Origin of the sequence: Streptosporangium nondiastaticum, from assembly GCF_003011965.1 — a bacterium.
GTDB classification, from domain to species: Bacteria; Actinomycetota; Actinomycetes; order Streptomycetales; family Streptomycetaceae; genus Streptomyces; species Streptomyces nondiastaticus.
In genome coordinates this window covers 17,962-42,076 of sequence record NZ_PXWG01000044.1, presented here as the reverse complement: position 1 = coordinate 42,076, position 24,115 = coordinate 17,962, and the positions used below count along the sequence as shown (strand labels likewise).

The 24,115-nt window shown below is 75.1% G+C and carries 16 protein-coding genes; 8 read left to right on the top strand and 8 right to left on the bottom strand.

Annotated elements, in window-relative coordinates; genetic code table 11:
* Positions 1-6,186, bottom strand: a complete 6,186-nt coding sequence (locus B7P34_RS17980) for a non-ribosomal peptide synthetase (RefSeq protein ID WP_223267962.1) — start codon at positions 6,184-6,186, stop codon at positions 1-3.
* Positions 6,187-6,570: 384 nt separating this feature from the next.
* Here B7P34_RS17980 and B7P34_RS17975 point away from each other — a divergent pair, with 384 nt between their 5' ends.
* Both B7P34_RS17975 and B7P34_RS17970 read left to right on the top strand, forming a co-directional pair.
* Entirely contained in the window at positions 6,571-7,860 is a 1,290-nt protein-coding gene (locus B7P34_RS17975; RefSeq protein ID WP_223267961.1) for a sensor histidine kinase, read from the top strand.
* Between the two features lie 532 nt (positions 7,861-8,392).
* A complete protein-coding gene (locus B7P34_RS17970) occupies positions 8,393-9,751 on the top strand; it encodes a helix-turn-helix domain-containing protein (protein ID WP_146166847.1) in 1,359 nt (452 codons plus the stop codon).
* 57 nt (positions 9,752-9,808) lie between these two features.
* On the opposite strand, the gene B7P34_RS17965 is transcribed toward B7P34_RS17970, so the two are convergent.
* The 5 genes from B7P34_RS17965 to B7P34_RS17945 form a co-directional block, all read right to left on the bottom strand.
* Positions 9,809-11,056, bottom strand: coding sequence for an aminotransferase class III-fold pyridoxal phosphate-dependent enzyme (locus B7P34_RS17965; RefSeq protein ID WP_106677722.1), 1,248 nt, complete (start codon positions 11,054-11,056; stop codon positions 9,809-9,811).
* Between the two features lie 236 nt (positions 11,057-11,292).
* Positions 11,293-12,246 (bottom strand): TauD/TfdA family dioxygenase, encoded by a 954-nt coding sequence (locus B7P34_RS17960; RefSeq protein WP_106677720.1) that lies wholly within the window; start codon positions 12,244-12,246, stop codon positions 11,293-11,295.
* Positions 12,243-12,509 (bottom strand): phosphopantetheine-binding protein, encoded by a 267-nt coding sequence (locus B7P34_RS17955; protein ID WP_223267960.1) that lies wholly within the window; start codon positions 12,507-12,509, stop codon positions 12,243-12,245. Before B7P34_RS17955 ends, B7P34_RS17960 begins: the two co-directional genes overlap by 4 nt.
* On the bottom strand, positions 12,506-13,276 hold the full coding sequence (locus tag B7P34_RS17950; protein WP_223267959.1) for a thioesterase II family protein: 771 nt from the start codon (positions 13,274-13,276) through the stop codon (positions 12,506-12,508). Before B7P34_RS17950 ends, B7P34_RS17955 begins: the two co-directional genes overlap by 4 nt.
* A gap of 407 nt (positions 13,277-13,683) precedes the next feature.
* A complete protein-coding gene (locus tag B7P34_RS17945; protein WP_106677718.1) occupies positions 13,684-15,252 on the bottom strand; it encodes a condensation domain-containing protein in 1,569 nt (522 codons plus the stop codon).
* 319 nt (positions 15,253-15,571) lie between these two features.
* On the opposite strand from B7P34_RS17945, the gene B7P34_RS17940 reads away from it, so the two are divergent.
* The gene (locus B7P34_RS17940) at positions 15,572-16,990 is read left to right on the top strand and encodes an MFS transporter (RefSeq protein ID WP_106677716.1); all 1,419 of its coding nucleotides are present in this window, start codon (positions 15,572-15,574) and stop codon (positions 16,988-16,990) included.
* 67 nt (positions 16,991-17,057) lie between these two features.
* Here the strand turns inward: B7P34_RS17940 and B7P34_RS17935 are convergent, their stop codons facing one another.
* Positions 17,058-18,446, bottom strand: a complete 1,389-nt coding sequence (locus tag B7P34_RS17935) for an erythromycin esterase family protein (protein WP_189382860.1) — start codon at positions 18,444-18,446, stop codon at positions 17,058-17,060.
* 73 nt (positions 18,447-18,519) lie between these two features.
* Between B7P34_RS17935 and B7P34_RS17930 the strand changes: the two genes are divergently transcribed.
* The 4 genes from B7P34_RS17930 to B7P34_RS17915 all read left to right on the top strand — a co-directional run bounded on the left by B7P34_RS17930 (position 18,520) and on the right by B7P34_RS17915 (position 21,802).
* Positions 18,520-20,100 (top strand): alpha/beta hydrolase, encoded by a 1,581-nt coding sequence (locus tag B7P34_RS17930; RefSeq protein WP_189382858.1) that lies wholly within the window; start codon positions 18,520-18,522, stop codon positions 20,098-20,100.
* A 4-nt stretch (positions 20,101-20,104) separates the two neighbouring features.
* On the top strand, positions 20,105-20,413 hold the full coding sequence (locus B7P34_RS17925) for a DUF6980 family protein (protein ID WP_106677711.1): 309 nt from the start codon (positions 20,105-20,107) through the stop codon (positions 20,411-20,413).
* Between the two features lie 148 nt (positions 20,414-20,561).
* Entirely contained in the window at positions 20,562-20,945 is a 384-nt protein-coding gene (locus B7P34_RS17920) for a hypothetical protein (protein ID WP_106677710.1), read from the top strand.
* Positions 20,946-20,986: 41 nt separating this feature from the next.
* The gene (locus tag B7P34_RS17915) at positions 20,987-21,802 is read left to right on the top strand and encodes a hypothetical protein (RefSeq protein ID WP_106677708.1); all 816 of its coding nucleotides are present in this window, start codon (positions 20,987-20,989) and stop codon (positions 21,800-21,802) included.
* 21 nt (positions 21,803-21,823) lie between these two features.
* On the opposite strand, the gene B7P34_RS17910 is transcribed toward B7P34_RS17915, so the two are convergent.
* Positions 21,824-22,495 carry a LysE family translocator gene (locus B7P34_RS17910; protein WP_106677707.1) on the bottom strand — a complete coding sequence of 224 codons (672 nt, stop codon included), beginning with the start codon at positions 22,493-22,495 and terminating at the stop codon, positions 21,824-21,826.
* 82 nt (positions 22,496-22,577) lie between these two features.
* On the opposite strand from B7P34_RS17910, the gene B7P34_RS17905 reads away from it, so the two are divergent.
* Positions 22,578-23,291 (top strand): MOSC domain-containing protein, encoded by a 714-nt coding sequence (locus tag B7P34_RS17905; protein WP_106677705.1) that lies wholly within the window; start codon positions 22,578-22,580, stop codon positions 23,289-23,291.
* The last annotated feature ends 824 nt before the right edge of the window (positions 23,292-24,115 follow it).

Genomic DNA, 24,115 nt, shown 5'->3' with positions numbered 1-24,115 from the left:
TCAGGCGAGCAGCGCGGCCAGGCCGCGCGGGGTGGGCCGGCGGAAGACCTCGCGGACGTCCAGCCGGGCGCCGAGGGCCGTCTCGACGCGGCCCGCGAGGCGCAGGGCGAGCAGCGAGTCGCCGCCGAGGGCGAAGAAGTCCTCGTCCTCGCCGACGGATCCGGCGCCCAGGACGGCGGCGAAGAGCGCGGCGAGCGCCGCGGCGTCCACCGGTGCCGGGATCCGGGTGGATCCGGCGAGGTCCAGGAGCCGGCCGACGGGGGCGTCGGGCTCCGCGCCGAGCGCGGCCAGGATCCGCAGCAGCCGCGCACCGGCGCGGGCCGCGGTCTCCCCGGCCACGAGGTCGGGCCGGTGGCTGAGCTCCAGGTAGAGGCGCTCTCCGGGCACGGCCATGAGCTTGAGCGGGTAGTGGTAGGCGTCGCGGCCCGAGAAGCCGGTGACGGTGAGCGACCCGGGTGCGGAGGGCAGTTCGGACGCGGTCGGGTAGTTCTCGAAGACGACGGAGGTGTCGAAGAGCTCGCCGGCACCCGCCAGGCGGCGGATCGCCGCGAGGCCCAGGTGGTGGTGGCCGCTCAGCGCCGCCTGCTCGTCCTGGACGCGCCGGAGCAGGGCTCCGAGGCCGTCGGCCGGGTCGAGCCGTACGCGTACGGGCACGGTGTTGATGAGCAGGCCGACGATGTCCTCGACGCCGGCCAGCTCCGGCGGGCGGCCGGAGACGGTGGCGCCGAAGACGATGTCGCGGCCCCCGGTCGCGGCGGCGAGCGTCAGCGCCCACGCGGCCTGCACGACCGTGTTGAGCGTGACGCCGTGGGCCCGCGCGGTCCGGGTCAGCGCGGCCGTCGCCGCCTCGTCCAGTTCGTGCGTGGTGCGTTCGGGCAGCGCCGGGACCTGCGCGGTCTCGGCGCCCGGTGCGACGAGGGTGGGGCCCGGCAGGCCGGCGAGGGCCGACCGCCAGGCCTCCTCGGCCGCGGCCGTGTCCTGCCCCGCGAGCCAGGCGAGGTGCGCGCGGTGCGGTGCGACGCTCCGCAGGCCCGGCACCGGGGCGTTCGAGCCGCGGTGGACGTAGAGCCGGAAGAGCTCGTCCAGCAGGATCGACGTCGACCAGCCGTCCGTCAGGATGTGATGGTTCGTCAGGACGAAGGCGTGCCGGTCCGGCGCGAGCGTGACCAGCAGGCCCCGCACCAGCGGCGGCGCGGCCAGGTCGAAGGCGCGGCGCCGGTCCTCGGCGAGCAGGGCGTCCAGGCGGGCGCGCTGGTCCCCGGCTGCGAGCCCGCTGAGGTCGGTCTCCTGCCAGGGCACGTCCGCCGTCGCGGCGATCACCTGGACGGGCTCGCCGTCGGGCAGGAGCGTGAACCCGGCCCGCAGCGCGGGGTGCCGGGCCACCAGCTGCCCGCACGCGGCGCGCAGGGCTCCGGCGTCGAGGGAGCCGCTCAGCTCGAAGACGAGCTGGATGTTGTGCACGTCCAGCGCCCGGTGGTCGTACCGCGCGTGGAAGAGCAGCCCTTCCTGCAGCGGGGACAGCGGCAGCACGTCGGCCAGGGCGTGCGGCGCCGTGAGCGCGGCGAGCCCGTCCAGCTCCTCCTGGCCGATCGTCACCAGCGGGGTGTCCGAGGGCGTGAGGCCGCCCGCTCCCGGGCGGGCGGCGTGCCGCACGAGGCCGCGCAGCGCCGCGGTCCACGCGTCGGCGAGGCCGCGCACGTCGTCCTCGGCGAGCAGTTCGCCGGGCCACGACCAGGTGGCGACGAGGTGCGGTCCCTCCGGTCGGTCCTCGGTGACGGCGTTGACCTCGACGGTGTGGGCCATCGGCATGCGGCCGTCGACGCCGGGGGCGACCGCTGCCGACTCGGGGGCGACGCTCCACTCGGCGCCGTCGCCCGCCGCGGCGTAGCGGCCCAGGTAGTTGAAGCCGATCTGGGGCGCGGGGAGGCCGGCGAGGGCGGGCGCGGTGCGCGGGTTGAGGTGGCGGAGCATGCCGTGGCCGATGCCGTGGCCGGGCACGGCGCGCAGCTGCTCCTTGACGCGCTTGAGGGCGCGGCCGGCCTCGGGGCCGCCGGCCAGGGCGTCGTCCCAGTCGGTGATGCCGGTGTCCAGGCGTACGGGGTACAGGCTCGTGAGCCAGCCGACCGTGCGCGCGAGGTCGGGTCCGGCGCCGACCGGCTCGCGGCCGTGGCCCTCCAGGTCGACGAGGACGGTGGTCCCGTCGCCCGTGCCGCGGTCCCGGCGCCAGGAGGCGACGGCCAGGGCGAGGGCGGTCAGGAGCACGTCGTCGGGTCCGGCGCGGAACGCGGCCGGGACGGTGGTGAGCAGGGCGTCGGTGTCCTCGGGCCCCAGGGCGACGGTGAGGCTGCCGGCGCCGGCGTGGACGTCGCGCGCGGGGTCGAGCGGCCGGGCGGCGAGGGCGGGGTCGTCGCCGGGCGTCCGCCCCCGCCAGTAGTCCAGTTCGGCTTCGCGGGCCGCGGTCACGGCGTCGGAGGCGAGGGCCCGGCCCCAGGCGTGCAGGGAGGTGGGCACGGGATCGAGGGCGGCCGGCTCGCCCCGCCCGGCGGCCTTCCACGCGGCGTGCAGGTCCGGCAGGAGGATGCGCCAGGAGACGCCGTCGACGGCCAGGTGGTGGACGACGACGAGCAGCCGTCCGGACCGGTCCGGGCCGGCGTCGAACCAGACGACCTGCACGACGTTGCCGCTGCGGGGCGCGAGCCGGGCCACGGCCGCCGCGGACTGCTCGCCGACGGCGGCGGTCAGGGCGTCCCCGTCCAGCGCGGTGCAGTCGACGCGCGTGACGCGGTCGGCCGCGCGGACGGTGCCGGGCCCGGCGACGGTCAGGGTCCAGTCGTCGCCCAGGACGAGGCGGAGCGCGCCGTGGTGGTCGAGGACGGACTGGACGGCGGCGACGAGCCGGTCGTGGCCGAGCCCGCCGGGCACGGTCAGCAGCGTGGACTGGTTGAACGCGTCGACGGGACCGCCGAGTTCGCGCAGCCAGTGCACGATCGGCGTGGGCGGCACGGTGCCGGTGCCCGCGTCGTGCCGGGCGGGCGCCGCCCCGGGCCGCCCCGCGACGGCGGCGAGGGCCGCCGGGGTGCGGTGCGTGAACACGTCCTTCGGGGTCAGGACGAGACCGGCCTTGCGGGCCCTGGCCACGAGCTGGATGGAGAGGATCGAGTCGCCGCCGAGGTCGAAGAACGCGTCGTCGGCACCGGCCCGTTCGATGCCGAGGACCTCGGCGAACAGCGCGCACAGCGCCTCCTCCGCCTCGGTGCGCGGCTCCCGGCCCGCCGGGGCGGCGGGCGCGGCGGCGGCCTGCGGCGAGGGCAGCGCCTTGCGGTCCAGCTTCCCGTTCGGGGTCAGCGGCAGCTCCGCGAGCTCCACCAGGGCCGCGGGCACCATGTACGCGGGCAGGCGGGCCTCCAGGCGCTCGCGCAGCGCCGCGGTGTCGACGCGCAGGCCGGGCGCGGGCACGGCGTACCCGACCAGGCGGGGCGCGCCCGGGCGCTCCCCGTCGACGACGACCACGGCGCTCGCGACGGACGGGTCCGCGGCCATGGCGGTCTCGATCTCGCCGGGCTCGATGCGGTAGCCGCGGACCTTGACCTGGTCGTCGGCGCGCCCGCCGTAGACGAGTTCGCCGTCGGGCCGCCACCAGGCGATGTCCCCGGTGCGGTACATGCGCGTGCCCGGCGCCCCGAACGGGTCGGCGACGAAGCGCTCCGCGGTCAGGCCGGGCCGGTTCACGTACCCGCGGGCGAGCCCGGCCCCCGCGACGTACAGCTCGCCGGGGACGCCCGTGGGCACGGGGCGCAGCCGGCGGTCGAGCACGTAGACCCGGGCGCCCGCGATCGGCCGGCCGATGGGCACGGCGCCGGGTGCCGGCGTCTCGCCGGGGCCGATGCGGTACTCCATGCAGCCGACGGTGGCCTCGGTCGGCCCGTACTCGTTGATGACCGTGGTGCCCGGGTGGAGCTCGCGCCAGGCGCACAGGGCCTCGCCGGTCAGCTGCTCACCGCCCACCACGAGGTCGCTGCCGGGGGAGAGGCGCGGGTCGGCGGAGGCCAGCAGCGGCAGGTGGCTGGGCGTCGCCTTGAGGAAGGCGGGGGCGCCGGGCGCCGTGGGCGGCGGCCCGTCGAGGTCGTGCAGGTGGACTTCGCCGCCCGCGGTGAGGGTGCCGAAGATCCCGGTGACGGTCAGGTCGAAGGACACGGGCGAGTGGACGAGGGCGCGCCCGGCGAGGCCCGGGTAGGCGCGGCGGGCGAAGTCCAGGTAGGCCACCGCCGAACGGTGCTCCACGAGCACGCCCTTGGGGCGGCCGGTGGAGCCGGAGGTGTAGATGACGTAGGCGCCGTGGGAGGGCCGGGCCGGGGCCGGGCGCTCGGCGGCGGTGAGGCCGTGGGCCGGCCGTGCGGCGAGCGCGTCGCGGACGCCGGGCGCGTCGAGGACGAGGTCGCCGGGGCGGGCGGCGGGGCCGGAGAGGCACACGCCCGTCACGGGGGCGGCGTCGGCGAGCATGAAGGCGACGCGCTCGGCCGGCAGCCCCGGGTCGACGGGCAGGTAGGCGGCGCCCGTCTTCAGGACGGCGAGGAGCGCGACCACCAGGTCGGCCGAGCGCGGCAGGGTCACGGCGACGAGCCGCTCGGGCCCGGCGCCGCGGGCCAGCAGCTCGCGGGCCGTGCGGTTGGCGGCCGCGTCCAGCTCCGCGTACGTCAGCGTGACGTCGCCCGCGGTCAGCGCGGGGGCCCCGGGGGTGCGCCGAGCCTGCTCCTCGAACAGCTCCGGCAGCGTCGTCGCGGGGGCCTCCGGGGCGGGGCCGGTGCCCTGGGCGAAGAGCTGCTCCCGTTCCGCCCCGGTGAGCAGGGCGATGCTGCCGACCGGTGTCCCGGGTGCGTTCGCGAACGTCTCCAGGAACAGGCGCAGCCGCGTGTGAATGCGGTCGATCTCGTCGGCGGGGAAGAGGTCGGCGCGGTGGTTGAGCAGGAGCGCCAGCCGGGGGCCGGGGACGGCGACGAGGCTGAGCGGGTAGTGCGTCGAGCCGCTGACGCCGGTGTCTTCCCCGGCGTTCGCGCCGGCGCCCGCGTCCAGTGTGCCGATCCGCAGCCCGGGCACGGGCAGGCTGAGGTCGTCCCCGCCCGAGGGCGCGTTGCCGAAGCCGACGGAGGTGTCGAAGAGCTCGCCGGTGCCGGCGATGCGCTGGACCTCGGCGAGGCCGAGGTACTGGTGGTCGGCGAGCGCGGCCTGCTCGTCCTGCAGCCGGGCCAGCAGGGCCTCGAACGGCTCGGCGGGATCCAGTCGTACGCGCACGGGGGCGGCGTTCATGAGGAGGCCGACCATCTCCTCGACGCCGCGCAGGCGCGGTGGCCGGCCGGAGACGGTGTGGCCGAAGACGACGTCGTCGCGCCCGGTCAGGGTGGCCAGCAGCAGCGCCCAGGCGCCCTCGACCACGGTGTTGAGGGTCAGGCCCCGCCGCCGTGCGGCCGCGGTGAGCGCGGCGGTGGTCTCCTCCGGCAGCTCGGCCGCGGCCAGCCGGGGCATGGCGGCGGTGCCGTCCGCGCCCGAGCCGGGCGCCACCAGCGTCGGCCCGGCGAGGCCGGCGAGGGCCGCGCGCCAGGCCTCCTCGGCCGCGCCGCGGTCCTGCCGGGCGAGCCAGGCCAGGTAGTCGCGGTAGGGCACGGCGGGCGGCAGCGCCGCGTCGTCCCCGCCGGCAGCGTAGAGCGCGAAGAGGTCGCGCAGCACCAGGGGGACGGACCAGCCGTCGAGCAGGATGTGGTGGTACGTCAGGGCCAGGACGTGGCGGTCGCCGGCGGTACGGGCCAGGGTGAAGCGCATGAGCGGCGGGGCGGCCGGGTCGAAGCGCCGCAGCCGTTCCTCCTCCAGGTAGCGCAGGAGCTCCTTGCGCCGGGTGTCCGCGTCGTGCTCCCGCAGGTCCAGCAGGGTCCAGGGGAGGTCGACCGCGCGCCGCACGAGCTGCACGGGCTGCCCGTTGGCGCGCAGCTGGAAGCCGGTCCGCAGCACGGGGTGGCGGCGCAGGAGCGCGGCGCAGGCCGTCCGCAGCCGCTCCGCGTCGAGCTCTCCCTCCAGGGGGAAGGCCACCTGGATGGTGTAGACGTCGACGCCGCCCTCGTCGTAGAGGGCGTGGAAGAGCATGCCCTCCTGCAGCGGGGACAGGGGGAGGACGGTTTCCAGTGGCGACTGTTTCACTTCGGGATCTCCAGGGTGCTTTCGCTCTGTGCCGGGCCCGCCTGAGGTCCGCCCGCCCCACGATGCTGACGGCCGGGCACCCCCCGTCACCAGGCAGCCGACCGGCAATCGGTGTTGCTGGTGCCTACCGGCAGCGCGGCCGGAGTTACCGGTCGGCCGGCGGCACTCCTCCGCCGTGCCTCCGCCATGCCTCTGTGCCGCCGGGCTCTCCACCCTTCTCCACCCCTGGGTGGAGAAGGGATCTCCACCCAGGAGCCGAGGCGGCCGGGCCGGGCGGGCTCGTACGGTGGTGCACGCACCGCTGATCTCCCCGCCCTCCCTCCTTCGCTGACGCTCCATCAGCAACGGCCCGCCCCTTCGTACGTGGTCCGGTAGCCTCCCCGCTTGCCGCGGCGGCTCACCGACGGCATGAGCACCGGCACCACGGCGAGCGGAGCGAGCACGATGGCACGACAGGTCACCTGGACCTCCTGGCCCTCCCCCGGGGCCCGGTACCGGTTCGACAGCCCCCGGATGCGTCTGGCCGGCCGCCGGCTGCGGGACGTCCTCACCGTGCTGGTGCTGGTGGTGGCCGTGGTCAAGCTGCCGGGCGGCGCCCACCCCGCCGGCCACCGCGTCGCCCTCGGCGGTCTGGGGCTGGCCGTGGCCGCCGCCGGTCACGCGGCGCGCCGGGCCGCCTTCCGCCGGGACGCGGCCGGGCTCGCCGGCTGCCTGGCCTTCCTGGCGGCCTCGGCGGCGGCCTGCGAGCTGCTGGGGTCCGAGTTCCTGGCGCTGGCCGTGCTGTGCGTCCCGGTCGTCTGGCTGATGCACCTGGCCCCGGCCGGGCTGGCCGTGGCGTACGCGGCGGCCGCCTGCTGCGCGGTGTCCGCCGCGGGGGGCGGCGGGTTGTGGGAGCCCGTCTCGGTGCTCGCCCTGAACTGCGTGCTGGGCGGCTATCTGAGCCGCCAGGACCGCGAGGCCCGGGCCTGCACCCGCAGGCTGCTGGAGCAGGAGCGCGCCGCCCGGGCCGCCGAGCGGGCGGCGCACGCCGCGCAGGCGGAGTCGGCGGCCCTCGCGGAGCGGGCCCGCATCGCCCGGGACATGCACGACGTGCTGGCCCACAGCCTCTCGGCCCAGCTCGTCCACCTGGAGGCGGCCAGGCTGCTGCTGGACCGGCCCGGCCCGGAGGGCTCCCGGGAGCTGGTGCGCGAGCGGGTGGTGACGGCCCGCCGGATGGCCGAGGAGGGGATGGCGGAGGCCCGCCGGGCCCTGTCGGCGCTGCGCGGCGAGGCCGTGCCGGTGGCGGGACTGGTGCGGGAGCTCGCCGAGGAGCAGGGGGCGCGTTTCCGTGCCGAGGGCACGCCGCGCCCCCTGGGGGAGGAGTGCGCGCAGACCGTCCGCCGCGTGGCCCAGGAGGCCCTGACGAACGCCCGCAAGCACGCGCCCGCCCATGACGTGACGGTGCGGCTGGTCTATGCTCCCGGCTCGGTTCTGCTGGAGGTGTGCGACCGGCCGTCACCGGAGCGGGCGGGGGAGGCGTCCTGTGCCCGGTCCGCGGCGGTGGAGGGCCTGGCCGGCGCGGGCAGCGGTCTGGGGCTGCTGGGCATGCGGGAGCGGGCCGCGCTGCTGGGCGGCTCCCTGCACGCGGGGCCGGCCGGGGAGGGCTTCCGCGTCGTCCTGGACGTGCCCGCCTGACTTCCCGTGCGGCCGGGCCGGCTCCTTACCGGACCGGAGGGTACGAATCCCATTCGGTGCGTCGCGTACGTCAATTCTGTGTCATGCCAGTGGTAATCGTTAGCAAGAGTACTTGCACATGACACACTTGCCTGAAGGGAAGTCAGGCCGTAATGTTCGCTTCCGGAAGTTACTGGTAGTTTCCGGGGCCCCGGCGGTGTACACCGCTTTACCCGCAGGTTGACAGGAATTCATTTCTGCGGGGGCCGCGGCTTCGACCGGTGCCGGGCGGGACCGGCTCGCACACCTTGGCCTGGAGCGGGGCCTGTTGCGGGGGCGGTCCGGGCTCTTCGTCCTATGGGGCGGCGAAGGGTTTCCGGAGTGAAAAGAATCAGAAAAGAATCGGCAAAGCCTTCCTCGGGGGAGTGGGCGAATTCACGGAAACGTGTGCGTCCGGCTCTTGAGTGGGCGCGGCGTCCGGCTCTCATCGGTTTTCCGGCGGGGGCGGGCGCCTGGGAGATCCGGGACCACCCGGGGACACCTTGGGGGTAAATTGAACATCGATCAGATTCGCACTCTCCTGCTGACCCAGCGCAAGGCGGTCGGCTGGAGTCAGGAGGAACTCGCGGAACGCTCCGGAGTCAGCGTCCGCACCATCCGGAACCTGGAGACCGGCACCAACAGGAACCCGCGCCGCGTCTCCGTCGAACTGCTCCTCGCGGCCTTCGAGGGGGCGTCGCTGCCCCTGCCGCTCGCCGCACTCGCCCACTTTCCCACCGACCCGGCCCCGCGCTCCTTTCCGCACTCCCCCCACGCGGAGACGGAGGACGGGCCGGAGGAGGACGGCGCGTCCTGCCGGGCCAGCTGGCGGGGCATCCGCCCCCGCCCGGACTCGATGGTGGGCCGCCAGGCCGACCTGCGGCACGTCCTCGACACCGCGCGCCGCAGCCGCCTCGTGGTCCTCACCGGGCCCGGCGGCGTCGGCAAGACACGGCTCGCCCTCGCCGCCGCCGAGGAGATGGCGCCCCTGTTCCGCGACGGGGTGGCCGTCGTCGAGCTCGGCTCCCTGACCGCCGAGGCGGGCGACGGCCGGGCGGCGTTCGAGGAGGTGCGCAGGACGGTCGACGCCGTCGTGGCCCTGGACCCCACCCTCGACGACCCCGCGCCCGCGGACGTCCGGATGCTGCTCGTCATCGACAACGCCGAGCACGTCATCGACTGCGTCTCGTTCCTGACGCAGCGCCTGCTCGACACCTACCCGGGGCTGCAGGTCCTGGTGACGTCGCGCCGGCCCCTCAACGTCTTCTCCGCCGACGCCTGGGACGTGGCACCGCTGGAGATCGACCCCCTGGACGGCCGGGCACCCACCCAGTCGGCCGCGGTCGAGCTCTTCCTGCGCCGCACCCGGTCCAGTGTCCCCACCCTGGACCTCGGCGACCGGCTGACGATGGTGGCCGAGGTGTGCCGCCGGCTCGCCGGGCTGCCGCTGGCCATCGAGATCGCCGCCCACCGGCTGCGCTCCGTCCCGCTGGAGGCGATGCTGCGGGAAGGGCCCATCCTGCCCATCCTGGACCAGGTCAACCTGGGCGGGCTGTCGCACCACCGGCCGCTGTCCGGCACCGTCAAATGGGGCTACGACCTGCTCGACAAGCCCCAGCGCAGCCTCCTGCACCACCTTGCGCACCAGCCGCACGCCTTCACCATCGAGGACGTCGTCGGCACGGCCCCCTTCGGCAGCAAGAACGGGGCCAGCAACATCAACCTCCTGGCGGAGCTCGTCGACGCCTCGATGGTGCAGGTGCGCCGCGGCCGGAACTACGAGTACCACGTCCTCGGCTTCGTCCGGGAGTACGTCAACGGCCTCGCGCACGGCCCGGCACCCGTGCCCGAGCGGGCCACGGTCAGCGCCTGACGCGGCAGGGCACGGCCCCCGGGCGGGGGCCGTGCCGCGGTCCGCGGTCCGCGGTCCTCAGCGGACCGTCTTGCGCTCCACGGCGCGGCAGGCCGCCAGCAGCGCGGAGGCCGCCTGCTCCCACTGCTCCGCGGTGGTCACCACCGGCGGCAGCATGCGCAGCACCCGGGGCGCGGTCAGGCACTGGGCCAGCAGCAGGCCGCGCCGGGACGCCTCCAGCAGGGCCAGCCCCGCCTGGGCCTCCGTGGCGAACTCCAGCGCGCCGAACAGCCCCTGGACCCGCGTCTCCACAAGCACCCGCGGATGCTCCCGGCGGGCCGCGGCGACCGCGCCGGCCAGGGCCTCGCCCGCCGCCGGGAACAGCTCCGCCGACGCGTCGAGCAGGTCGAGCGCCGCCAGGCCCGCGGCACAGGACAGCGGGTGCCCCGCGAACGTCGCTGTGTGGAAGTACGGGTCCTCCACCAGCGGCGCGAACAGCTCGTCCGTGGTGAGCGCCGCCGACAGGGGCATGACCCCGCCCCCGAGCGCCTTCCCGAACAGCACCGCGTCCGGCCGCATCCCCGCCTCCACCGACAGCGACACCGCCCCGCACCGGCGCAGCCCGCACTGGATCTCGTCGGCGATCACGAACGCCCCGGCCGCATGGGCGTCCTCGCTCCAGCGGCGCAGCAGCTCCGCCGGGAACGCCCGCCCGCCGCCCTCGCCCTGCACCGGCTCCACGATCAGCGCGGCGAACGGCTCCTCCGCCGCGGCGCGGGCCACGGCGTCCGGCTCGGCCGGAACGTGCCGGACCGCGCCCAGGAACCCCTGGACGGCCTTGCGGCGCTCGGGGTCGAAGGTCGTGGCGAGGGCGCCCAGCGTCTTGCCGTGGAAGCCGCCCTCGACGGCGAGGACCGTGCTGCGCCCGGTGCGGGCGAGGGCCAGCTTCAGCGCGGCCTCCACCGCGTCGGAGCCGTTGAGGCCCAGCCAGGCCCGGTTCAGGCGGCCCGGGTCGACCGTCTGCGCCAGCCTGGCGGCCAGCCGGGCCGCGTAGGGGTTGGCCAGCAGCCGGGTGGAGACCGGCATGGTGTCGAGGGCGTCACGTACCGCCCCGGTCACGGGTTCCGGCCGGTGCCCGAACAGGGGCACCGCGTAGCTGCCGAAGTCGAGGACCTTCCGGCCGCTGGAGAGGTGGACCTCGGCGCCCTCGGCGCCGGCTTCGAAGGCGCCGAGGCCGAGGAGCCGGTGGCGGTCGGCCATGCCGGGGACCAGGTGGCCGGCGGCGCCGGCCCACACGTCGGTTGCGCTGTCCGCGAGTGGTTGCATGATCCCAGTACCTCAGGGGCGGGACGGCGGCACCAGGAAGGGCGGTCGGCATCTTCCCTGCCGCCCGGTTGCCGAGGCGTTGCCTGCGGGAGGCGGGAGGCGGGAGGCGGGAGGCGGGGAGGCGGGGAGGCGCGTTAGGCGCAGGGTGCGCGGACGTGCGGAAACGCGGGACGGGTCCGGAAGCCGGGCGGCCTCCGGACCCGTCACCCGCCCGCACCCGCGCGGGCGGTCACGCCTCACGCCTCCCGGCTGATCGCGTCGGACATCGACACGAGGATGCGCCGCTCGCCCGTGAACGCCTCACGGCCGTGCGACCAGCGCATGTTGTCGATGACCAGCAGGTCGCCCGGGCGCCAGGAGAAGCGCCGGGTGTGCCGCGCGAACGCGCCCCGGACCGCGTCGACCACGGCGTCCGGGATCGGCGTGCCGTCCCCGTACAGCACGTCGTTGGGCAGCCGGTCCTCACCCAGGACGGCGATCAGGGCCTCGCGGATCTCCGGCCGCAGCGCCGACTGGTGGAAGAGCACGAGGTGGTTGAACCAGACGGGCACGCCGGTGCGCGGGTGCACGGCGAGCCCGGGCGCGTGCCGCACCGTCCGCAGGCAGTCGTCCTCCAGCCACTCCCACGACAGCCCGCCCGCGGCGCAGAACCGCTCGACGTCCTCCCGTGACTCCGTCTGGAACGCCGCCCGCCAGTCCAGGCCGACGCCGCTCCCGTAGTTCCGCACGTAGCGCAGGCCGCGGGCGCGCACCGTCTCGACGACGTCGGCGGGCACGTCGCGCAGCACGGCGGCGACGTCGGCGATGGGCGTGGCGCCGCCGCTCTCGGGGGCCGTCGCGCAGAAGAACGCGAGCCGGCCCGGCCAGGCGCCTGCGTAGGAGGACTCGCAGTGCTGCGGGATGACCTCGCGGGCGGGGTACTCGGTCGAGGTGTACACCCCGGACGTGACCTCGTCGCGCGGCGTCGACCGCTCGGTGTAGGGCAGCGGGGCGAACCCGAGGGCGTCCACGACGCGCCGGAACTCCTCGGGGCCGCCGCCGGCGCAGCCCCGCACCAGGAACGCGCCGTGCTCGGCCAGCGCCCGGCCGAGCTCCTCGGCGCGGCTCGCGACGAAGGCGGCGAGGTCGCCGCCGGGCGCCTCGGTCACGGCGATCCCGGCGAGGTCGTCCGTAGCGGCCTGCGCCGTCATCGGCCCTCCTCCTGCGCCGCCTTGGCGGCCACGAAGCGGGTGACGGCGTCCGGGGAGCCGAAGTTGGCGAAGGTGAGCTCCTCGGTGTGCACGGTCACGCCGAAGGCCTCCTCGACGAACGTGACGAGCTGGATGACGAAGAGGGAACTGGCCAGGCCGGCGGCGAAGATGTCCTCGTCGTCACCGATCCTCTGGCCGATGTACTCCTCCATGTAGGCGCGGGTCCGCTCGCGGACGGTGTCGGGCTGTGCGGAAGTGGTCAACGGACGGCTTCTTTCTGTGGATTCTCTTGGGCGAGGGCCGGGAGGGCGGCGAGCGCGGCGAGCACGGCCGGCGCGCCGGTGTACGGGTACGAGTGGCCGCCCGGCAGCAGGGTCAGGGTGTGTTCCCCGGCGGCGCACGCGCTCCACCGGGCGAGCTGGTCCGCGGGCACCAGCTGGTCCTCGGTCCCGCCGAACACGTGCAGCGGCGTCCGGACGCGCACGGGGTCCGGTGCGTGGTAGCGCTCGGCGAGCCCGAGGTCCGCGCGGATGACGCGCAGCGCGTGACGGAGGTAGGCGGGGTACCGGAGCAGGTCCTGCGGGATGCCGCCGATGGCGGTGAGCCAGGCGAGGAGGGCCTGGTCGTCACGGCCGGACACGCGGGCGGTGACCGGGACGTGGGGCGCGCGCGACGCGGACACCAGGAGGGCGAGCGGCGGGCGCAGGCCGCGCCGCTCGATGCGCACGGCGAGCTCGTAGGCGACCAGGGCGCCCATGCTGTGCCCGAACAGCGCGTACGGCATGCCGAGTTCGGGGGCTAGGGCGTCGGCCAGCCGGTCGGCGAGGGTACCGAGGCCGGCCGGCAGGGGCTCCGCGCCGCGCGTGCCCCGGCCGGGCAGGTCGACGGCGGCGAGCTCGAAGCCGGGCGGCAGGTGGCCGCGCCACGACGAGAACGTGCCCGCACTGCCGCCCGCCTGCGGCAGGCAGATCAGCCGTACGCGGGGCTCACCGGCGGCGACGCGGCCCACGACCGGGCTGGTGGACGGCACGGCGGCTGTGGTCGCCGGGGGAGCGGTTGGAGTCGCGGCCGGAGCGGCGGCAGGGGTCCGGGGAGCGGCCGAGGGCGTGGCAGGTGTCCGGGGAGCGGCCGGGGACGTGGCAGGTGTCTGGGGAGCGGCCGGGGGCGCCGGAGACGTGGCGAGGGCTGCGCCGGAAGGCATGCCCTGCCGGCCCGGCAGCCAGCCGATGGCGGTGAGCAGCGCGTCCAGCGGCCCGTCACCGGGACCGGAATCCGTACCGCTGCCGCTGCCTCTACCGCTGGTGGTCGTGCTCTCGGTGGCTGCCACGCCCGTGTCTCCTCCTCGTCCCTGTGCTGCCTGTCGCCGTTTCCGCCTGCCGCCGGTTCTGCCTGCCGCCGCCGGGCCTGGTCGCCGTTCCGCCGCGGGCCGTGCCCAGGTCAGGCGAGGTACGTCGTCAGCCGGGCGGTGAAGCGCTCGGCCAGCGAGCGGCAGAAGTCCCCGCTCGCCCGGTCCGGCTGGTAGCCGATCACCAGGCGGGCGCTGCCGTCCGCGGCGGGCCACACCTCGGTGTAGACCTCGCTGGCGACGCCCGGGTAGTCGGGGCGGAAGAAGTCGCTGCGCAGCCCGTCGAGGGGCAGGTCGCCCGGGTTGTTGTCCTGCAGCACGAACATCGTCTGGAACAGCGCGTTGCGCGACGCGGAGGCCGGGGCGCGCTTCATGTCGGCCACCTCGGAGACCGGCACGTCCTGCGCGGCGAAGGCGTCCAGGACGGCCCGCGCCGTACCCGTGACGGCCTCTTCGACGGGGGTCTGCGGGTCGGTCTCCGGGCGCAGGCACAGGATGTCGATGGCACAGCCGACCGTGTCGAACATGACCGTGTTGCCGCGCCGGTTGACGGGCGTGCCGACGCCGAAGCCCGAGCTGCCGGTCAGCTCGGCCATGGTCTGGCCGTACGCGCTCAGGTAGACCGCGAACGGGCTCACGCCGAGCCGGCGGGCCAGGGTCCGTACCCCGGTCACGGTGCCGTCGGGCAGCGGGGCCTCGACCATCCGGCAGGGGGTGCCGCGCGGGGCCTCGCCGCCTCCGGGGAAGTCGGCCTGTGTCACGTCCCGCACCGCCTCGCGCCAGTACGCGCGCTGCGCGTCGAGGTCGACGTGCGGCAGGTGCGCGTCGCGCGCGGCGGCGACCGCGGCGAGGGCGGGCGCCGGGGCCGGATCGGGCTCGGCGCCGGCCTTGAACGCGTTGTAGGCGCGCGCCAGGTCGCCGGCCATGAGCCCGGCCGAGCCGCCGTCGAAGGCGACGTGGTGGACGGCGAAGCCGAACAGCGTCAGGTGCTCCTGCCGCACGGCCACGAACACGGCGCGCCACACCTGGCCCGTCACCAGGTTGAACGGCCGGGCCAGCTCGCGGGCCAGGACCGCGCGGGCGTCCTTCTCGGTCTCCACGAGGAACTCGGCGAGCGGCGGCGCCGGCACGTCCACCGGCTTCGCGTACGGCACGTCCTTGAACTGGTACTCGGCGCTCAGGTAGCGGTGCTTGCCGTGGACGTGGGCGACGGCGGCCCGCAGAGCCGCGCGGTCCGGGCGCCCGGCGATGCGCCAGCTGCGCACGCAGTGCAGCGACAGGTCGCCCGGGTTGAAGACGTGCTTCATGAACATGAACGCCTGGGTCGCCGACAACGGCGCCTGCGCGTCGGGGGCGTGGAGGGCGGGAGCGGCCGGGGCGGCGTCCGCGTCCGCGGCCGGAGCGGTCGTCTCCAGCCAGGCGGCCAGGCTTTCGACCGTCGGCGTGCGGTACATCTGGGAGAGCGGGACGGGCCGTTCCAGGACGGTGCCGAGCCGCGCGCAGACGCGGCCGATCTCCAGCGACGTCGCGCCGAGCGCGGTCAGCGTGACGTCCGCGGGCACGTCCCCGACCGGCGTGCCGGTCACCTCGCTGACGCTCTCCGCGATGGTCCGCCGCAGCCGGGCACCGGCGCTGGCGTCGTGACGGGTACCGGCAGGCATGTTCGGACTCCCTCTGTGCTTCAAGTGGGCGCCTCGCCGGCGGCACGGGACCGGCCGCGGGGACGCAGGGGTGGCCGCCGCACGCGCCGGGTGCGGCGCCGCACCGCGCGGAGGATCCACGGCCAGGCCGGAATCATGTCAGCGGCCCCGGCGCGCGCTCCAGGCAAGCACCCGGCAACTGACGGGGAAACCGGACCCGCACCGGTCTGCCGGTTGATTGCCTGGCAGGCCCGGGAGGGGGAGGGAGAGCATCGACGGCGGGGCGGCGGGCCCGCCGCGCCGGTCGCCCGCAGACCGGCCGCCGACGGAAGAAGAACCGATGCCACACGCCGAGCCGCAGCCGACCGCCGTCCGGGAGCCCGCCGCTCCTGGGGAGCCCGAGCCCACGGCTTCCCAGGAGGAGGCTGCTTCCCCGGAAGGGGCCGCTTCCCGGGAAGCGGCCGCGCCGCCCTCGCTCTGGCGCAACCGCGACTACATGGCCTGGTGGACCGGGAACGGCCTCTCCGTCCTCGGCAACAGCGTCTCGTCGATCTCCTACCCGCTGCTGGTGCTCGCCACCACGGGCTCCGTCGCGCGGGCGGGCGTCATCACCGCCGCCACCATGCTCGGCTCCCTGCTGACGACGCTCCTGGGCGGCGCCCTCGCCGACCGCGTCTCGCGCCGCGCCATCCTCCTGTGCAGCCCGCTCGTCCAGGCGCTCGTGCTCGGCACGATCGCCCTGCTGGTGCGGTCCGGGGAGGTGTCCGTGCCGCTGCTGGCCGCCGCCGCGGCCGTCAGCGGCATGGCCTCGGGGCTGGCCATGGGAGCGATGACGCCCGCGCTGCGCCGGATCGTCCCCCGCGAACAGGTGGGCGCGGCCACCGCGCAGGGCCTGGGCCGCGACATGACGGCCCAGCTGGTGGGCTCGCCGCTGGGCGGCCTGCTGTTCTCCGTCTCCCGCTGGTTCCCGTTCGCGGCCGACGCGGTGTCATATCTCTTCGCGGCGCTGGGGGTCGCGCTGGTGAGGAAGCCGCTGGGGCCGGGCGGCGAAGCGGGGGAGGTGGGGGAGGCGGACAAGAGCAAGAAGAGCAAGGACGGCCTCTTCGCCGACATGGCCGCCGGCCTGCGCCTGGTGCGCAGTCACCCCTACCTGCGGTTCACCGTGGTGTGGGGAGCCCTGCTCAACGCCGTTGCGCAAGGCTTCTTCCTGCTCTTCGTCGCCCTGGTCAAACACCGCGGCGGCGGCCCCGCCACGGTCGGCCTGGTCAACTCGATGGCCCTGGCCGGCGGCGTCCTCGGCGCGATCGCGGGCCCGCTGGTCCTCAAGCGGATGCGGGCCCGCCGCGTCGTGATCGTGGCCCTGTGGGTGTTCGTCGAGTCCTTCGCGGTCGTCGCCTTCGTCCCCGAGCCCTGGCAGATCGGCTGCGTCCTGCTCGTCGCCATGACCACGATGGTGCCGCTGAACGTGGTCCTGGAGTCGTACGAGGTGCGCCTCGTGCCGGACGAGTACAGCGGCCGGGTCGCCGCGGTCACCCGCTTCGGCATGCAGGCCCTGCAGTGGACGGGCCCGCTGGCCGCGGGCTTCCTGGCCGACGCCTTCGACGTGCCCGGCGCGATCCTCGCCCTGATGGTGGTGATGGCGGGCCTCGCCGTCTCCCTCCACCTCAGCCGCCCCACCCTGGCCGTCCTCGACCGCCCGCTGGACGAGGTCGAGGAGATGGCCGTCCCCGGGGCCGAGCGCCGGTCACGTACCCGCTGACCGCCCGGCGCCGACCGCGGCGCCGAGGGCGGCGAAGGGGTGCGGCCGTGGCGGCCAAGGGGCGCGGTTACCGCGCCGGAGCCACCGGCACGGACGCCCGCACGTGGTGTAGGTGCACCACGACGTCGAACGCGCGGCCCAGTGCGAGCGGCGGCGCCGGCTGGTTGGGGTAGCGGCCGGGGATGACGAACGTGGGGCGCGCTGTGGTCAGCCAGCCGCCCACGACCGGGTCGCGGCCCGCCGCCCGCAGGTCGACGTAGAAGTCGCGGTGACGCACCTTGTCGAGCGTGTACTCGTTGCTGCCGGGCGCGGCCGGGCCGACGCTGTACGTGCCTTCCCCGCCCGTCGCCGTCCTGGCGCGGTAGTCGCCGCCGTAGAGGGAGGTGCCGACGGCGAGGTACTTGCGGCCGGCGAGCTCGCGCAGGTCCGCGCCCATCGTGACGGGGTAGGCCTCGGGCATCACGGTCTCGTAGGAGACGTGGCCGTCGTGGGCCGAGACGGCGATCCGCTCGCCGGTCTGCCGCTGCCACCACACGGCGGTCTCGGCCATGGTCCGGTCGCGCAGGCGGCTCGCGGCCTTCGCCTGGGCCGGGTCGCTCCAGTCGACTGTGTACTCGGCGGCCATGTGTGAGAGGACCAGCGCCTCCTGCAGCACCCAGGGATCCCGCTTTCCGGCCCCGGACAGCAGCTGGTGGGCGGCCGCCGCGTCCTTCGCCATCGTCTTCTTCTCGGCGAGAGGAAGGGCGTTGTACGCGGCCATGCGCGCGGCCACGCCGGTGGGCAGGGCGCGCAGCGCGGCGTAGCGGCGGCGGAGCTCGGGCAGGAGGGCGGGTTCGTTGCGCTCCGCCCAGGTGAGGATGCGGTCGTACTGCTCGGGGTCGGCGTCGGAGTAGTCCAGGCCCACGACCCGCAGCTGCCGGCCGCCGCCGCGGTTGTGCTCGCGCATCCAGCTGAACAGGTGCGCGAGCTCCTCGGTGTTGAGCAGGGAGTACCCGTCCTGGAACTCGTCCCGCATGATCTGCCGGACGTCGCCCTCGCCGGTGGCGAGGTACGTGTTGAGGCGGACGGCCGCCGACCAGCTGATCTCCATGGCGTACGCGGAGAAGCCCTCGTGCTCGGCCAGCTGCCGGAACAGCCGCTCCTTGACGGTGAAGACGTCCTTCGAACCGTGCGAGGCCTCGCCGAGGCCGACGATGTCCGCGCCCCGGGTCATCCGCCCGAACGCCCGCAAGTCGTCCATGGACCCGCCGGGCTCGGTGCTGCGCAGCGGGTGGGCGTACCGCTCCAGCCCGGCCACTACGGCGCGGTCGTCCGCGCTGGCGGCAGGGGCGGGCCGGGACCCGGCCGCCGGCGTGACTGCCGCCGCACCGCCGGCGGCCGGGCCGAGAAGGGCCGTCAGGGCGAGCGCCACGGTCATGGCCGGTACCAGGGAACGCCGTCGTGATATGTGTGCCATGCAGTCGTTATACAGGGTGCCGTGAATCCACTTGCCGGGGTGATCGCAACCGGGCTGGGATAGGTCTATGTTCATGAACAAGACCCGGACACAGACCCGGACTCGGCACCGGCGCACTCCGCGCCCCGTACGCCACGGCGTGGCCCTCGGCGCCCTGACCTTACTGGCGACGACCGCGCTCGCCCCCGCGACTCAGGCGGCCCCTGCCCCGACGCCTTCCGTCCCGGCGCCTTCCGTCGCGTGGCAGCCCTGTGCCGAGGCCCCCGCCGGATACCCCGTCCAGTGCGGCACGATGCGCGTACCGCTCGACTGGAAGAAGCCGGCCGGAGAGCAGACCGACGTCAAGGTCGCCCGCGTGCCGGCCCGGGACCAGGAACACCGCGTCGGCGCGCTGTTCTTCAACCCCGGCGGCCCCGGCGGTCAGGGAGCCTCCATGCTCGCCTACGGCTACGCCGACACGCTCTTCAAGGGACCGCTGCGGGACCGGTTCGACATCGTCAGCCTCGACCCGCGCGGAACCGGAGGCAGCCGGCCGCTCGACTGCGGGCCCGTGCTCGACCCCGGCCAGGTCGTCCTGCCCAAGAGCGCCCGCGAGTACGAGGAGATGAAGCGGAACAGCCGGGCCAGGGGCGATCGGTGCCTGGCCCGCCACGGCGACTTCGTCCGGCGCGTCGACACCGCCTCGGTCGCCCGCGACATGGACGCCTTCCGCGCCGCGCTCGGCGAGCAGCGCCTCACCTACCTCGGCGTGTCCTACGGCACCTACCTCGGCGCGACCTACGCCCAGCTGTTCCCGCACCGGATCCGGGCCATGGTGCTGGACGGCCCGCTCGACCACGCCTCGGGCTCCAGTCGCTTCATGCTGGAGGAAGCCGCCGTCATGGAGGGCGAGTTCGACCGCTTCTCCGCATGGTGCGCCGCGACCGCTTCGTGCGCCCTGCACGGCGAGGACGCCGGGAAGGTCTACGACCGGGTGGTCGCCCGGGCCGACCGCACCCCGATCCCCGCGCCCGGCGCGAAGGGACAGCCCGCCGTCAACGGCGACTGGATCCGCATGGCCCTGCCGAACCAGCTCGTGCGCGTCCGCCTGCTGGAGGACACCCTGGGCTTCGACGCGTGGGCGAAGCTGGCCGAGCGGCTGGCCGCCGCGGACCGGAAGAACGACGCCACGGGCCTCGTCGAAGGCGGAAGCTACGTCGGCGACCAGGAGATCGCCTACACCGCCGTCTCCTGCCTGGACCTCCCGCCGCAGTTCACCGGCTACGCCGACGCGGCGGCCCGTCTCGCGCAGGCCCGCAAGGTCGCTCCGCGCACGGGCGCCGCCGTGGAGGGCTGGGTCATCTCCGCCAGCTGCGCGGACTGGCCCGTCGAGCCGACCAGCCCGTGGCAGCCGACGACCGTGCGTGGCGCGCCCCCCGTTCTGATCGCCGCCAACACCCACGACCCGTCCACGCCCCTGGCCGGCGGCCGCCGCCTCCAGCGGGAGATCGACGGCAGCCGGCTGCTGGTCACCGACGTGAACGGCCACGTCTCCTACTACAACTCCGCCTGCGCGAGGGAGCGCGAGACCGCATACCTGATCAGCACCAAGATCCCGGAGCAGCTCACCTGTCCGGCCCCGGGGACGGCGGCCGCCGCTGGTGGGAGAGAATGAGCGGATGTACGACCACTGCTGTGAAGAGATGACGCGCCAGGTTGACTGGCACTGCGACACCCATGCCGACCCGTACGCCTGCCCCGATGCGCTCGTCAACTTCAGCGCGAAGTTCCGGGAGTACGGCCTGATCATCCACGACGGCGGTACGGCGTGCAGCGGCATCGACTTCTGCCCGTGGTGCGGCCGGCGCCTTCCCGAGTCGCAGCGGGACCGGTGGTTCGAGGAGATGGAGGCCCGCGGCATCGACCCGTGGGAGGACGAGGTTCCCGCGGAGTTCGAGGACGGCAGCTGGCTGGCGTCCTCCTCCTGAAACGCGGGGCGCATGGGGCCCTCTCAGGGCCCCATGCACAGGAACTGCGCCGGCGGCTGGGACGCCCAGGCGAGATGGATCCCTCGCACGCACATGTCGTACGTCTATGCTGAACATGACGCGAATGCGGGGCAGTTGGGGGCGGGGGATGGACGAGCGAAGCGCGCTGGGCGAGTTGTGCGGCCTGCTGCCGGACCTGCGGAACCGCTGGAGCGGGGCCCGGCTCGCACTCCTGGAGGAGGGCATCGACGGGCTGCGCACCGGGACGGTCTCCGCCGTCGAGGTGTGCGCACGGGTCGGGATCCCGCTCCCGCCCGTCACCCGCGGCACCCTGCCGGGCGCGCCTTCGCCCAATGCCTACAGCCCGCTGCCCGGCCTGGAGCCGCCCCGCATCCCTGTCAGCACGTACACGTGCCCCCGGCGGCAGTGCGGCCGCCGCGAAGGACGCGACGCGGACGGCAGGATCCCCGCCTGCGTGCTCTTCGAGGAACCGCTGCGGCTGCGCCCCGGCGCCACGGGCGACGGTGGCTGACGGGTGAGGGGCCGGCCGGCAGGGCGGGCGAGGGGCGGGCCGTGGGCGGCTTCCTGACCCACCTGGCCGACAAGCTGGCCGAGAAGTGGCTCAGCCTGCTGGTCCTGCCGGGCCTGCTCTTCCTCGCGGCGGCGTCCTGCGCCCGCCTGCTGCACCACGGCGCCCCGTTCGACCACCGGCCCCTGACCGCGGCCCTGCGGCACGTGGGGCCGCGGCTGCACGAGCCGGCGTCCGCCGTCCTCGCGCTGGCGGGCGTGCTGCTGGCCGCGGCCGCGGCGGGCCTGGCCGCGCGCTGCCTCGCCGCGCTCGTGCAACGGGTATGGGCCGGGCCCTGGCCGGCCTGGGCCGCCCCGGCGGCCCGGGTGATCACCCGCAGCCGCCGCAGCCGCGCCGCACGATCGCCCGAGCCCCCGGCCGTCACCCGCTACCTGCCCGACCGCCCCACCTGGATCGCCGACCGCCTGCGGCTCGTCGACGACCGGGTGCACGCCGAGTACGGGCTGCGCATCGCGCTGCTGTGGCCACGCCTGTGGCTGGCCCTCCCGCCCGAGCAGCGCGCCCCCGTGGACGCGGCGCGCACCGCGTTCGCCGAGGCGGCCGCCCTCACCGCGTGGGGCCTGCTCTACCTGCCCCTCGGGCTCGCCTGGTGGCCGGCGGGCCTGGCCGGCCTGGTGGCCGCGGCGGCGGGGGTCCGGCAGGGGCGGGCCGGCGCCGCGGCCTTCGCCGACCTGGCCGAGGCGGCCGTGGACGTCAACCAGCAGCTGATCGCGAGCCTGTTCGGCCTGACGCTGCGCGACGGGCGCATCACTCCGGACGACGGAGCCCGCGTCAACGATCGCCTCAACAAAGGCGCGTGACGGACCGTACGGCCGTGAGGTTCAGTCGCCGAGGGCGAGCCGGACCCCGAAGGCGGCGATGACGGTGCCGGTGACCCGGTCCAGGACCCGGCGCGCCGAGGGCTTCCGGAGGGTGGTGCGGAGCGCCCGCGCGAAGGCGATCAGAACGGCCGCCCAGAGCGAGGCGAACACGATGTGCACGCCGGCCAGCAGGGTGCCGGTCGCCACGTGCGGGGCGCCGGCCGGGATGAACTGAGGCAGGACGGCCACATAGAAGGCGCCCATCTTGGGGTTGAGCAGGTTGGTCACGACGCCGCGCCGCCAGCCGGCGCGGAAGCCGCCGCCGGCGTCCGAGGCGTCTTCCGTGTCGTCCGCGTCTTCCGCGTCTTCCGCAGCAGCGGACTCCGCCGCGCTGCCGCTCCGGCGCAGGGCCGGTATGAGCATCCGGCCTCCCATCCACACCAGGTAGGCGGCGCCCACCCAGCGGAGGATTGTGTAGGCGAGGTGGGAGGCGGTCAGCAGGGCGGTGATGCCCAGCGAGCTGAGCACGCCCCAGACGAGCGTGCCGGTCTGGATCCCGAGCACCACGCCCCAGGCGCGACTGCGGTGGCCGAGGGCGGCGGTGCGCAGGATGAGGGCGGTGTCGAGACCGGGCGTGAGCGTGAGGAGCCCCACGATCAGGGCGAAGGACCCCAGGGCGGAGAGTGTGATCATGGGCTGCCACTGTACCGCCGGAACCGCGAACTCCCTATTTTCTGCCCGTAATCGGGCAGGAATCCAAGATATCGTCGATCAAATGACAGAACTGATAGGAACGATCGAGGCCATCTGGTGCTATCCGATCAAATCGACGGGCGGTGAACGGCTACAGCACGCGCACGTCGGTACGCGAGGCATCGCGGGCGACCGCCTGTTCGCGGTGCGGGACGCCGAAGGCAGGCTCGGCTCGGGAAAGAACACCCGCCGCTTCCGCCGCATGCCTGGCCTGCTGCACCTGCGCTCCTGCTACCCGGACGGCCCCGAGGGTCGGCCCGAACTCCTGGACCCGCACGGCGCCGCCGTACCCGACCCGGACGCCTACCTCCGCCGCTACCTCGGCCGGGACGACGTCGGACTGGCCCGCGAGGAGACCGTCTCCCACTTCGACCAGCTCCCCCTCAGCGTCCTCACCACCGCCACCCTCGACTGGGTGCGCGCGGCCGTTCCCGGCGTCCCGGCCGACGAACGCCGCTTCCGCCCGAACCTCGTGGTCCGGACCCCACCGGGCACCCGCCCGTTCACCGAGGACGACTGGCTCGGGCACACGGCCCGGATCGGGGACACCCTGCGCGTGCAGTTCATGCGCTCCAGCGAACGCTGCGCGATGACCAACGAGGCCCAGCAGGACCTCCCGCACTCACCGCTGATCCTGCGAGCCATAGCCCGAGCCCACGACACCCGCCTGGACGCCCTGGCCACGGTGGCGACACCGGGCCCGGTGAACACCGGTGACGTCATCCGCCTGACGTGATTCCACCCGGCACGCCCCCACTCGGCGCCCGGCGGGGGCGTCCGGCCCGGCAAGCTTGGGGCGCCGGGAACGCGTACGCGAGCCGTCGGACGCGGAGGAACGCCACCAGGTCAGCAGTCATGGTTGACGCCTCGGCCGACCGCCCTTGCGCGCGACGTTCAGCCAGTTCCTTCTCCGCGGCCTCCAGGCCGGCGAGGTCTCGGTCGTCGCCATGTTCACGTACGCGGCTGCGCATGTGGTCAAGGAGGTCGCCTGTGCGCTCAGTGCCGAGCCGCTCGCAGATGCGTCCGTAGGCGTTCCAGAGCAGGTCAGGGACACGGATGGGCTGGGCGTCGTATGCCTGGGCGCGGTGGCCTCGGGTGCGTCCGCCACGGCCACCGCTCCTGGTACGGCCGCCACGCCACCAAGGCCTGCCGCACCGCACACCTCGGCGCCGACGCCATCAAGGTCTGGACCCGGCACCGCACTACAGGACAAGTGGATCCACGCCCACGTGTACGCCCCCACCGACCCCGCCCTGTACGCCGCGCTCCAGACCTGCACGGCCACCCGCCACCTCGCAGCCGCGACGTTGGCAAGGTCATGGTCACCGTCGCCTGCGACGACGGAAGGCATCCTCGGCCAGCAGGTCGACGGCCAGGCGGCCGGCGTCGTAGTAAGCCGTCACAGCCGGGCGCGGCTGGTGCGCCGACGAAGGCGAACTCCGAACTCACCACCGGGCTGTCATAGCCGCCACGAGTAATGAAAGGGCTCAAACGCGAGCTGGTCAGGGTCGGTTTGAGGGTGGTCTCAGGGTGGACCCGGAGGCACCGCCATCGCGGCAA